At 62.8% G+C, this 11,750-nt stretch carries 10 protein-coding genes; 1 reads left to right on the top strand and 9 read right to left on the bottom strand.

What is annotated here, in order from left to right:
* Positions 1-74: 74 nt before the first annotated feature.
* The 6 genes from OX459_RS26050 to ppc form a co-directional block, all read right to left on the bottom strand.
* A complete protein-coding gene (locus OX459_RS26050) occupies positions 75-1,055 on the bottom strand; it encodes a FecR family protein (protein ID WP_289907154.1) in 981 nt (326 codons plus the stop codon).
* On the bottom strand, positions 1,052-1,558 hold the full coding sequence (locus tag OX459_RS26045) for a sigma-70 family RNA polymerase sigma factor (protein WP_257219004.1): 507 nt from the start codon (positions 1,556-1,558) through the stop codon (positions 1,052-1,054). Before OX459_RS26045 ends, OX459_RS26050 begins: the two co-directional genes overlap by 4 nt.
* Before the next feature lie 198 nt (positions 1,559-1,756).
* The gene (locus OX459_RS26040; RefSeq protein ID WP_289907153.1) at positions 1,757-1,936 is read right to left on the bottom strand and encodes a hypothetical protein; all 180 of its coding nucleotides are present in this window, start codon (positions 1,934-1,936) and stop codon (positions 1,757-1,759) included.
* Between the two features lie 156 nt (positions 1,937-2,092).
* The gene (gene pyk / locus OX459_RS26035; RefSeq protein ID WP_083292642.1) at positions 2,093-3,553 is read right to left on the bottom strand and encodes a pyruvate kinase; all 1,461 of its coding nucleotides are present in this window, start codon (positions 3,551-3,553) and stop codon (positions 2,093-2,095) included.
* 91 nt (positions 3,554-3,644) lie between these two features.
* Positions 3,645-4,655 (bottom strand): type I glyceraldehyde-3-phosphate dehydrogenase, encoded by a 1,011-nt coding sequence (gap, locus tag OX459_RS26030; protein WP_099667765.1) that lies wholly within the window; start codon positions 4,653-4,655, stop codon positions 3,645-3,647.
* 32 nt (positions 4,656-4,687) lie between these two features.
* A complete protein-coding gene (gene ppc / locus OX459_RS26025) occupies positions 4,688-7,441 on the bottom strand; it encodes a phosphoenolpyruvate carboxylase (RefSeq protein ID WP_289907152.1) in 2,754 nt (917 codons plus the stop codon).
* 465 nt (positions 7,442-7,906) lie between these two features.
* On the opposite strand from ppc, the gene OX459_RS26020 reads away from it, so the two are divergent.
* Positions 7,907-8,362, top strand: a complete 456-nt coding sequence (locus tag OX459_RS26020) for an Rrf2 family transcriptional regulator (protein WP_251348507.1) — start codon at positions 7,907-7,909, stop codon at positions 8,360-8,362.
* 64 nt (positions 8,363-8,426) lie between these two features.
* Here OX459_RS26020 and OX459_RS26015 read toward each other — a convergent pair whose 3' ends face one another.
* The 3 genes from OX459_RS26015 to hmpA all read right to left on the bottom strand — a co-directional run bounded on the left by OX459_RS26015 (position 8,427) and on the right by hmpA (position 11,741).
* Positions 8,427-10,112, bottom strand: coding sequence for a cation acetate symporter (locus OX459_RS26015; protein WP_289907151.1), 1,686 nt, complete (start codon positions 10,110-10,112; stop codon positions 8,427-8,429).
* The gene (locus OX459_RS26010; RefSeq protein WP_152281460.1) at positions 10,109-10,417 is read right to left on the bottom strand and encodes a DUF485 domain-containing protein; all 309 of its coding nucleotides are present in this window, start codon (positions 10,415-10,417) and stop codon (positions 10,109-10,111) included. The genes OX459_RS26015 and OX459_RS26010 overlap by 4 nt, the downstream gene beginning before the upstream one ends.
* Positions 10,418-10,544: 127 nt before the next feature.
* Positions 10,545-11,741 (bottom strand): NO-inducible flavohemoprotein, encoded by a 1,197-nt coding sequence (gene hmpA, locus OX459_RS26005; protein WP_289907150.1) that lies wholly within the window; start codon positions 11,739-11,741, stop codon positions 10,545-10,547.
* Between the last annotated feature and the right edge of the window lie 9 nt (positions 11,742-11,750).

Genomic DNA, 11,750 nt, shown 5'->3' with positions numbered 1-11,750 from the left:
TCGGATTGTTCGTTCTCTACCTTGTATGACGAAGCAATCTCAAAAAAGGGACAGGCAAGCGGCAAATAATTTCTTCAGGCTGCCTCGACACTGATCCAGTAGCGCGTGCGGCGCGCCAGCCGGATCGGCAGGGAACGCTGCAGCAAGAGCAGGATGTTGTCCGGGTCGTTCAACTGGAAAATACCGTCCACGGGCAAGGCCGCCAGCGCCGGATCGCAGCGCAGCACGCCAAAGCGATAGCGCGCCACCTGTTCCAGCACCTCCCCTAGCGGCATGCGTTCGGCGATCAGCACGCCCCGCAGCCAGGCGTCCGCATGGGGTGACGACGGCGTCAAGGCCGACACGGCCACGTCGTCGAAACTGCCCTGCCGGCCCGCATTGATCGTGCGCAAGCCGTCGGGCGCCTGCGATGGCTGGATCTCGACGGCGCCTTCGCTGACGCTCACCTCGGTGCGCGGCGCCAGCACGCTGCCAAGGTGGCGCACGCTGAAGTGCGTGCCCAGCGCGCGCACGGTGCCATTGCTGCTGCGCACGAGGAACGGTCGCGCCGGCACGGCCGCATCGTGTGCCGTGGCAACGTGGATTTCGCCCGCATGCAAGGCCACCAGCCGCGCCGCGTCGTCAAAACGCACGTCGATGGCCGTGTCCGTATTGAGCACCAGTTGCGTGCCGTCGGGTAATGCCATATGCCGGATTTCACCGCGCGCCGTGCGGATCGCGGCGCGCCACGCTTGCCAGGGCGCCGACTGGCTGGCCAGCCACAGCGCGGGTCCGGCCGCGATCAGCCCGGCCAGGCCGTAGAGCACGGCACGCCGCCGCGGCGATTGCGGCGCCGCGTCCGCCGCCTGCCGCAGCGCGGGCGGCACGCCGGCCAGGGTGCTGCACACCAGCTCGGCCCGCTGCCAGGCCGCTTCGTGCGCGGGATCGCTGGCGCGCCAGGCCTGGAACGCCTGCTGCTCGCTTGGAGTCAAGGGGCCCGCGTGCAGGCGCACCAGCCATTGCGCCGCCGCCCGCGCGGCGCGGGGATCGATGGCCGCCGTGCTGGCGGTGCTCACAGGATCAGCAGGATGCAGCGCTCGAACGCCTGCACCATGTAGCGCTTGATGCTGCGCTCGCTCACGGCCAGGCGCCGGGCGATTTCCCCGTAGCTAAGGCCGTCGACATGGGCCAGCAGGAAGGCATTGCGCACCAGCGGCGGCAAGCCGTCGAGCATGGCATCGATGCGCTGCAGGGCTTCGCGCACGAGCAAGCGCTCCTCGGGCGACTGCATCAGCAGATCGGGCTGCTGCGCCAGGGTTTCCAGCCACGCCTGCTCCAGCGACAGGCGCCGGTAATGGTCGATCAGCAGGCGCTGCGCCACGGTGGTCAGGTAGGCGCGCGGCTCGCGCATGGTCTGCCGGCCTTCCGGCGGCGCCGTCAGCAGGCGCACGAAGGTATCCTGCGCCAGGTCGGCCGCATGGTCGGCGCACTGCAGCTTGGCGCGCAGCCAGCGCATCAGCCAGCCGTGGTGATTGCTGTAAATGACTGCGATCGATTCGCCGGATTGCGCAATGTTCACTAGGGACTCCGATGCGCTCAAGGCAAGGCGCGGCCAGGACGATGGCCGGCCGCAAGGCAAGCGACTCAATTGATAATAATTCTCATTATCACAAATCATTGCCCGCGGCGTCAATGCCGGCGCCCGTCCCGTCCGGCAAACTGTTGTTTCAGCGCGGCGGCTGGCCGTTCAGCGCGTATCGCTTGCCGTGGCGATCGGTTACGCCAGACGAGGTTTCTGGGACTTGGCCGCCAGCACGAAGGGAATGGCAAACGGCCCCAGAAATACCACCAGGATGGCCCTGAGAGCAGTTGTTTTCAAGGAACGGCGTTTGGCGATGAAGAGACAGGCGAAGGCCGACAGGGACCAGATCAGGGCCGGCAGGTAGGTAGTCATCATGAACTCCGGAAGCGCCTTGGAAGGCAGGAAACCATGCTGACACGGAAATATGAGCATCGCAATGGCAAATCAGGCATCTGCCATTGCGATGGGCGGCCACGCACCCCGCTTTCAGTCATTCTTAAGACTGCAGGCGGCGGCCGGCCGGCGATGCGCTCAGTGCTGGCCGATCTTCATGATCTTCAGCGCATTCGTGCCGCCGACCTTGCCCATCGGCTCGCCCCAGGTCAGCACGACGGTATCGCCCTTGGCCACGACTTTATGTTCCACCAGCAAATCTTCCGCCTGTTGCAAGACCTTGTCGCGGTCCGTGCCGGACGTCAATTCCAGCGTGCTGACGTTGCGGTACAGGGCCAGCTTGCGGCGCGTGCCCACGCTCGGGGTCAGCGCGACGATGGGGATGTCGATATTGCAACGGCTCATCCACAACGCCGTGGAACCCGATTCCGTCAGGGTAGCGATGGCTTTTACGCGCAGGTGATGGGCCGTAAACAGGGCGCCGTAGGCGATCGACTGGTCGATGCGCGAGAACGTGGCGTTGAGGAAATCGGCGTCCAGCTTGCAGGTATCCCACTTTTCCGCGTCCAGGCAGATGGCGGCCATCGCTTCCACCGTTTCGATCGGGTAACGGCCCGACGCCGTTTCCGCCGACGTCATGACGGCATCCGTGCCGTCCAGCACGGCATTGGCCACGTCGGACACTTCCGCGCGGGTCGGCACGGCGTTGACGATCATCGATTCCATCATCTGCGTGGCCGTGATCGCCAACTTGTTCGACGCGCGCGCCATCTTGATCATGCGCTTTTGCAGGGCCGGCACGGCCGCATTGCCCACCTCGACCGCCAGGTCGCCGCGGGCCACCATGATGCCGTCGGACGCGTCGAGAATTTCTTGCAGCGCAGGAATAGCTTCCGCGCGCTCGATCTTGGCGATCATCATCGGCTTGTGGTCCCACGCTTCGCCCGCGATATTGGCCAGTTGGCGCGCCATGACCATGTCGGTGGCGTTTTTCGGGAAGGACACGGCCACGTAATCGGCCTGGAAACTCATCGCCGTCTTGACGTCTTCCATGTCTTTCGCCGTCAGGGCCGGGGCAGACAAGCCGCCGCCCTGGCGGTTGATGCCCTTGTTGTTCGACAATTCGCCGCCGATTTTCACGGTCGTATGGATTTCGCTGCCGACGACCTTGTCCACCGTCAAGACGATAAGACCATCGTTGAGCAACAATACGTCAGCGGCGCGCAAGTCGCGCGGCAATTCCTTGTAATCGAGGCCGCAGCGCTCGATGTTGCCCAGTTCGCCGTTTTCGCCCCATTTCGCGTCGAGGATGAACTTGGCGCCGTTTTCCAGGAAAATCTTGCCTTCTTCAAACTTGCCGACGCGAATCTTCGGGCCTTGCAAGTCGGCCATGATGGCCACTTCGCGGCCGCACAGGGCTGCCGCTTCGCGCACCATGCGGGCGCGGTCGATATGGTCTTGCGCCTTGCCATGCGAAAAGTTCAGGCGCACGACGTCGACGCCGGCCTTGAACATGCGGACCAGGGTATCGATATCGTTCGAAGCGGGGCCGATGGTGGAAACGATCTTGGTGGCGCGTTGCTGTACTTGCATGGTCATGGTGTGCTGCTTTCTATAAAGTTCGTGCTGCTACAAGGGCCGGCCTTGTGGGCCGGCCGTCCTGGTGCGCTGGATCAGCGGTACTACGTTCTTACTTGGCCGCCATCAGGGCGACCGTGGTGTCCAACATGCGGTTCGAGAAGCCCCACTCGTTGTCGTACCACGACGACACTTTCACGAGGCGGCCCGAGACCTTGGTCAGGGTCGAATCGAAGTTCGACGAGGCCGGGTTATGGTTGAAATCGATGGAAACGAGCGGTTCCGTCTGGTACGTGAGAATGCCCTTCAAGGCGCCTTCCGATGCCGTTTTCAGCAAGGCGTTGACTTCCTCGACGGTCGTATCGCGCTTGGCGATGAAGGACAGGTCGACCAGCGACACGTTGATCGTCGGCACGCGCACGGCAAAGCCGTCGAGCTTGCCATTCAGTTCCGGCAAGACGAGGCCGACAGCGGCCGCCGCGCCCGTCTTGGTGGGGATCATCGAATGCGTGGCCGAACGGGCGCGGCGCAAGTCTTCATGCATCACATCGGACAGCACCTGGTCATTCGTGTAGGCGTGCACGGTGGTCATCAGGCCCGATTCGATGCCGATGGCGTCGTTCAGTGGTTTCACCAAGGGCGCGAGGCAATTCGTCGTGCACGAGGCATTCGAAATGACCGTATCCGAGGCTTTCAAGACGTGCTGGTTGACGCCGAACACGATGGTGGCGTCCACGTCCTTGCCGCCCGGCGCGGAAATGATGACTTTCTTTGCGCCCCCCTTCAAGTGGGCCGAGGCTTTTTCCTTGGTCGTGAAGAAACCCGTGCATTCGAGCACGACGTCGACACCGAGTTCGCCCCAGGGGATCAGGGCCGGGTCGCGCTGCGCGAAGACGCGGATGCGGTCGCCATTGACGAGCATATTGTCGCCGTCGATGGTGACGACGCCGGGAAACTTGCCGTGCACCGTGTCGTAGCGCGTCAGGTGCGCATTCGACTTGGCGTCGCCCAGGTCGTTGATGGCGACGATCTCGATATCCTGCTGCTTGCCGCCTTCATAAAACGCGCGCAAGACATTGCGGCCGATGCGGCCATAGCCATTGATGGCAACTTTGATGGTCATGCTGTCTCCTTGATATTGTTTGAATGACTTACTTAACCACTATTTCTCAGTCCCGCCGCGATGCCATTGATCGACAAATGAATCCCCGTGCGCGCCGCCGCGTCCTGCTTGCCCTCGCGGAAGCGTTTCAGCAGTTCCACCTGCACGTGGTTGAGCGGATCGATATACGGGAAACGGTTGCGTATCGAGCGCTGCATCAGCGGATTGGCTTGCTGCAACTCTTCCTGACCCGTGATCAGTTTCAAGGCGTCCAGGGTGGCCGCGTATTCGGCGCGGATGCGCGTAAAGATGGCGTCGCGCAAGGCCTTGTCCTTGACCAGTTCCGCATACTTGCCGGCGATGGCGATATCGCTCTTGGCCAGGACCATGTCCATGTTCGACAGCAAGGACGTGAAGAAAGGCCAATCCGTGTACATGCCGCGCAGCACGGCCGCCCCGTCAGCGGGATGGGCGGCCAGGTAGGCTTGCACGGCGGAACCGAAACCGAACCAGCCCGGCAGCATCAAACGGCATTGCGCCCAGCTCAAGACCCAGGGAATGGCGCGCAAATCCTCGATGGACGTGGATTTCTTGCGCGAGGCGGGACGGCTGCCGATATTCAGCGCGGCAATTTCCGCGATCACCGTCGATTCCCAGAAATACTGCTCGAAACCCTCCGTGCCGTAGACGAGGTCGCGGTAGGCGTTCAGTGCCGTGCCGGACAGCTCCTCCATGGCAGCCAAATGGCCCGCGCCGGCCGAGGCTTTCGGCTGCAATTGCGCCTGCGGCAGCAGGGTCGACTGGATGGTGGCGGCCACCAGCACTTCCAGGTTGCGGCGCCCTACTTCCGGGTTCGCATACTTGGCCGTGATGACTTCGCCCTGCTCCGTCAATCGGATCTGTCCCTGCACGGCGCCGGCCGGCTGGGCCAGGATGGCTTCGTAGCTGGGTCCGCCGCCACGTCCCACGGAACCGCCGCGGCCGTGGAACAGGCGCAGCTTGATCTGGTATTGCTTGAAGACCGTCACCAACTCGATCTCGGCCTTGTAGAGCTCCCAGCCGGACGTGAGGAAACCGCCGTCCTTGTTGCTGTCCGAGTAGCCGAGCATGACTTCCTGCTGGTTCGCGCGCGATGCCAGCAAGCCACGGTAGAACGGCAAGCCGAAGGCGCGCGCCATGATGGCGGGGCCGGCGCGCAAGTCGTCGATGGTTTCGAACAGGGGGATGATGTTGACGTCCACTTCGCGGCTGCCCTGGCGCAGCAAGCCCACTTCCTTCAGCAGCAAGGCCACTTCCAGCAAGTCCGAGACGCTGGCCGCCTTGGAGATGATGCAGTTCGGCACCGATTCGCGGCCGTACTTGACGTGGGCCTCGCGCACGGCGCGGAAGATGTCGAGTTCGGACGTCGTTTCCTCCGAGTACTGCGCATACGGCGACGTCAGCAGGCGTGGCGACTCCAGTTCGGCCAACAGCAAGCTGATGCGTTGCTCTTCATCAAGGTCCAGGTAGACGAGGCCAGGCTGGGCGCCCGCGAACAGTTCGCCCACGACGCGCTCGTGCACGTCGGAATTCTGGCGCAGATCGAGCGGCGCCAGCGAAAAGCCGAACACCTTGACGGCGCGGCGCAACTGGCGCAGCCGGCCACGGGCCAGCGCGCGCAAGCCATTGCTGACGAGCGAATGCTGGACCACGTCCAGGTCGGCCAGCAGGTCGGATGCCGCAGCGTAAGGCTGCACGCCGTCTGCCTGCTTGCCCTTGCCGGACAGCACGACGCGCGTGGCGTCCAGGCGCGCGTGGATGCCGTGCAAGGCGCGGCGGTACGGCTCGTCGACCCGGTGTGGGGACGCATCGGCCGAACGCTCGGCCAGCGCGCGCAGCGGCTCGCTGCACGCGTTCAATATTTGCGCCAGCGACAGTTGCGAAGCGAGCTTGCGCAATTCGCCCAGGTAAAAATCGAGTACCTTGTCGGCCTGCGTCTGCAGGGTGCTGCGCAGGATGTCGGCCGTGACGAACGGGTTGCCGTCGCGATCGCCGCCTATCCAGCTGCCGACCTTCATGAAATTGGGCAATTCCGCATCTTCCCAGCGGGCATCGCGCTGGGCCAGCATGGTTTCCAGCGAGGAATACAGTTTCGGCAATTCGCGCAAGATCGTGTGGTCGTAGAACGACAGGCCATTGGCCACTTCATCCATGACGGACAGTTTGCTCGTACGCAGCAGACGCGTCTGCCACAGGGTGACGATGCCGCGGCCCAGCGCTTCTTCGTTCTGTTCCGCTTCTTCCGGCGTCATTTGCACGCGGTCGCGCTCGCTCAACAGGCGCGCGATAGCCATCTGGCAATTCTGGATGCTCTTGCGCTGCACTTCCGTCGGATGCGCCGTGAAGACGGGACTGACGAACGCATCTTCGAAGAACGTTTCCAGCGCATCGGCCTTGCCGGCGTCAAACACATTGCCGACGGCATGGCTGAGGCTACCCTGGCGCGGCGGCGAGCCGGCGATCAGATGGGCGCGCGTGCGGCGGATGTGATGTTGATCTTCCGCAATATTGGCCAGCAGCGAGAAATAGCTGAAAGCGCGCGTCAATTGCGTGGTTTCTTCCTGCGACAGCGCTTGCAGCGCGTCCGACAGCTGCGCGCGCGCCGCCTCATCATTGTCGCGGCGGAAACGGATGGCCAGCTGGCGCACATGTTCGATGCGCTCGAAGGCGGGGTCGCCCAGGTGGTTGCGGATGGCGTCGCCCAGCAGACGGCCCAGCTGGCGGATATCGCTGCTCAGCAGCTCGTCTTTCACTTCATTCATTTGCATGGTATTCATTTCCTGGGGCGGCCACGGCGGCACCGCACAGATTGCGTAGTACGCGCTTCCCGGCCCGGGAAACGCCCATCGTCGAATTTGTAGTAAATTTACCTTATTGCTTCACCATCCTCTTGATTTCCATCAATAAAAATCATATCCAAAGGGCCGACAAGGGCTTACGAGCTGTTTGCCAGGGCAACAATATGAAAATTTACTACGCATTTAAGCGAAAGGCAATCAACTTTTGTCTTTCGAGGCTGAAAAGTGACGGCGCAACACACATGGCCGGCGCTCTCCTGTATGCTGGCGGCTGAAACAAGGATGTAATCCACATCTTTCACACACCGGACAAAACCGTAGCGAGCGGATGTGAGTTGTGGCCGAGAAGCGGAGCTGTGCGGATGCACAGTGAGCATCGGAGGCCGCAAGTCGCGACGCGCAGCAGGTTTGTCGGGTGTTTTACTCCCTTCTCCCATGCGACTGACTGCCTACACTGACTACACCCTGCGCACCCTGATGTACCTGGGCGTGCACCGCGACCGGCTCGTGACCATCCAGGACATTGCCGACCTGCACTCCATCTCGAAAAATCATTTGATGAAGGTGGTGCACCAGCTGGGCCTGTCGGGCATCGTGGAAACGGTGCGTGGAAGAAATGGCGGCCTGCGCCTGGCGCGCGACCCGGCCGAGATCAATATCGGCACCGTCGTGCGCGAAACGGAAAACGATTTTTTCATGGCGGAATGTTTCAACAAGGAAAATAATACCTGTCCGCTCACGCCCGATTGCCTGCTGAAGGCTAAGCTGGGCCAGGCCACGGCCGCCTTCCTGGCCGTGCTCGACACGGTGACGCTGGCATCGATACTCGACGCGACGCCGGGCGCGCCGGCGCTGGCGGCGGGCGTCATCCCCCTGCGCGTGGCAAAGTAAGCGCACCAAAAACAACAATGCCCGGCGAACCGGGCATTGTTTCCTTCAGCAACTCCTGTTTACATCAATGCGCGCTGGCGCCTGCCGCGCCGATGCCCGTTTCCGAACGCATTTGCTGCGCTTCGTAACCGGCGCGGTCGATGCGCGCGCGGGGGCTCTTGTCGAGCACCGAGAACAGCCAGATGCCGACGAAGCCGGCCGTCATCGAGAACAGCGCCGGCGAGGCATACGGGAACAGCGCTTCGCCATGGCCCAGCACGTCGACCCACACGGACTTCGACACCACCGTCAGCGCGACGGCCGTGATCAAGCCCAGGAAGCCGCCGATGGTGGCACCCCGCGTGGTGCAATCCTTCCACAGCACCGACATGAACAGCACGGGGAAGTTGGCCGAGGCGGCAATGGCAAAAGCCAGCGAAACCATGAAGGCGATGTTCTGCTTTTCAAAGGCGATGCCCAGCACCACGGCGATAATGCCCAGCACGATCGTCGTCACGCGCGACACTTTCAATTCATTGGCACCCGTGGCCTTGCCCTTCTTGATGACGGTGGCATACAGGTCGTGCGACACGGCCGACGCGCCCGACAGGGTCAGGCCCGCCACGACGGCCAGGATGGTGGCAAACGCGACCGCCGACATGAAGCCGAGGAAGACATTGCCGCCCACGGCCTTGGCCAGGTGCACGGCCGCCATGTTGTTACCACCCAGCAATTTACCTGCGGCATCCTTGAACTCGGGATTGGTGCTCACCAGCACGATGGCGCCAAAGCCGATGATGAAGGTCAGAATGTAGAAGTAGGCGATCCAGGTGGTGGCCCAGAACACGGATTTGCGCGCTTCCTTGGCGCTGGGCACCGTGAAGAAACGCATCAGGATGTGCGGCAAGCCGGCCGTGCCGAACATCAGCGCCATGCCGAACGAGATGGCGGAAATAGGATCCTTGATGAAGGAACCGGGGCCCATGATGGCTTCCTTGGTGGCGTGCACGTCCACCGACTTGGCGAACAGCGCTTCCGGGCTGAAGTTGAACTGCGCCAGCACGGCCACGGCCATGAAGGTGGCGCCGCCCAGCAGCATCACGGCCTTGATGATCTGTACCCAGGTGGTGGCCGTCATGCCGCCAAACAGCACGTAAATCATCATCAGGGTGCCGACCAGGACGACGGCGATCCAGTATTCCAGGCCGAATAGCAGCTTGATCAGCTGGCCCGCGCCCACCATCTGCGCGATCAGATAAAAGGCCACGACGACCAGGGTGCCGGACGCGGAGAAAATGCGGATCGGCGCCTGCTTGAAGCGGTAGGCGGCCACGTCGGCAAAGGTGAAGCGGCCCAGGTTGCGCAGGCGCTCGGCCATCAGGAAGGTGATGACGGGCCAGCCGACGAGAAAGCCGATGGCGTAGATCAGGCCATCGTAGCCGTTCAAAAAGACGGCGGCGGAAATGCCGAGGAAGGAAGCGGCCGACATGTAGTCGCCCGCGATGGCCAGGCCGTTCTGGAAGCCTGTGATGCCGCCGCCGGCCGTATAGAAATCGGAAGCCGACTTGGTTTTCGCGGCCGCCCACTTGGTGACGAACAGCGTGAAGATGACGAAGACGGCGAACATGATGATCGCCGTCCAGTTGGTCGGCTGCTTGACCGCCTGGCCCAGGTCGGCGCCGGCCGCCAGCACGCTGCTGCTGGCGCCCGCCAGCAAGGCCAGGCTTGCCAGGCAGGAGAGTTTGCGTTGCGTCAATGTGGTGCCGCTCATGCTTGCACCCGTGCCTGGATGGCGTTGCTCAAGTCATCGAATTGCTTGTTGGCGCGGCGCACATAGATGCCCGTGACCAGCACGGTAAACACGATGACGAACAGGCCGATCGGCATGCCCCAGGTCATCACGCCGGTACCCGTCTTAGTGGCGAGGAATTCCTTGTCGAAGGCGATGAGCAGGATGTAGCCATAGTACACCAGCATCATCAGGCCCGTCAGCGCCCAGCCGAAGCGGGAACGCACCTTGACCAGTTGATGATAGTTGGGGTCGCTCTTGATTTTTTGAACGAGATCGTCATGCATTGTGTTGCCTCCTGTTATGTAAAAGCTGCTCTGTTGTTTTCGAGCTTGGATTCACAGTACAGCGCGAGGCTTACCCGCCCCTTACGGCAACGTTTTTTCTCGCCGGGGCAACACAAGGCAGAGAAAATCAGTTCAAGGCGGCCGCCGGCCCGAAGAACTCGTGGTGCGTCTGCTGTTCCGGCACGCCCAGTTCGCGCAAGTATTGCTTGACGGCCCGCATGAATGGCTGCGGCCCCAGGAAGTAGGCATCGACGTCGCGCGAGACCGGCAGCCAGCTGTTCAACTGCTCTTTATTCAGCAAGCCGACGGCGTCCGGCGCGGCGGCACCCGGCGCATCGTGTTCGCCGCCATGTTCCGCATAGCAGTAATAACGCTGCAGCTGCGGGTGCTGCGCGGCCAGTGCATCGATCTGCGCGCGGAATGCATGCACGCCGTGGTTGCGCGCCGCGTGGATGAAATGCACGGGACGCTTGCCGCGCAGGGCCGCCGTCAGCATGGCCAGGGTCGGCGTGATGCCCACGCCGCCGCTGATCAGCACCAGCGGCTTGTCGCTCTCCGTCAGCACGAAGTCGCCCGATGGCGGCGTCAGCTGCACGGTGTCGCCCGCCTGCACGTGGTCGTGGAAGAAATTCGATACCTTGCCGCCCTCTTCGCGCTTGACGCTGATGCGGTAAGTCTGGCCATTGCTGGCGGCCGACAGGGAATACTGGCGGCGCATGGGCACGCCATCGACGGTGGTCACCACGCCAATGTATTGACCTGGCGCAAAGTCGGGCACGGGCTGGCCATCGGCGGGCGCCAGCAGGAAGGAGGTGATCTCGGCGCTTTCCACGCTCTTGCTGCGCACGGTAAAGTCGCGCGCGCCGCTCCAGCCGCCTGGCGCGGCCGCTTGCGCCTTGTAGATGCGCCCTTCCTCGCCGGCCAGGATGTCGGCCAGCTGGCCGTAGGCCGCGCCCCAGGCATCGATGACGGCGTCGCTGGCCACTTCTTCGCCCAGCACTTCGCGGATGGCTTGCAACAGGCTGGCACCCACCAGCGGATAGTGCTCGGCGCGAATCTGCAAGGCCACGTGCTTGTTGACGATGGTGGCCACCAGGTCGCCCAGCGCCGCAAGCTTGTCGATATTTTTGGCATACATCAGCACGCCATTGGCCAGCGCCCGCTGCTGGTCGCCGCTGTGCTGGTGCGCCTGGTTAAAGTACGGCAGCACTTCGGGATGGTCGCGGAACAGATTCTTGTAGAAATGGCGGGTCAGCGCTTCGCCGCCCTGCTCGAGGATGGGGACGGTGGCAGTGATGATGGCGCGTTGTTCCTGGGTCAGCATGTAAAACTC

This window comes from Janthinobacterium sp. SUN026, from assembly GCF_030397625.1.
Lineage (GTDB): Bacteria > Pseudomonadota > Gammaproteobacteria > Burkholderiales > Burkholderiaceae_D > Janthinobacterium > Janthinobacterium kumbetense.
The sequence above is the reverse complement of the archived record's forward strand: the minus strand, read 5'-3'. Positions and strand labels throughout refer to the sequence as shown.

Coding starts and splice junctions, on each gene's coding strand:
- OX459_RS26015 (WP_289907151.1), bottom strand. CDS start 10,112: ATGAGCGGCACCACATTGACGCAACGCAAACTCTCCTGCCTGGCAAGC.
- gap (WP_099667765.1), bottom strand. CDS start 4,655: ATGACCATCAAAGTTGCCATCAATGGCTATGGCCGCATCGGCCGCAAT.
- pyk (WP_083292642.1), bottom strand. CDS start 3,553: ATGACCATGCAAGTACAGCAACGCGCCACCAAGATCGTTTCCACCATC.
- OX459_RS26040 (WP_289907153.1), bottom strand. CDS start 1,936: ATGATGACTACCTACCTGCCGGCCCTGATCTGGTCCCTGTCGGCCTTC.
- hmpA (WP_289907150.1), bottom strand. CDS start 11,741: ATGCTGACCCAGGAACAACGCGCCATCATCACTGCCACCGTCCCCATC.
- OX459_RS26020 (WP_251348507.1), top strand. CDS start 7,907: ATGCGACTGACTGCCTACACTGACTACACCCTGCGCACCCTGATGTAC.
- OX459_RS26010 (WP_152281460.1), bottom strand. CDS start 10,417: ATGCATGACGATCTCGTTCAAAAAATCAAGAGCGACCCCAACTATCAT.
- ppc (WP_289907152.1), bottom strand. CDS start 7,441: ATGCAAATGAATGAAGTGAAAGACGAGCTGCTGAGCAGCGATATCCGC.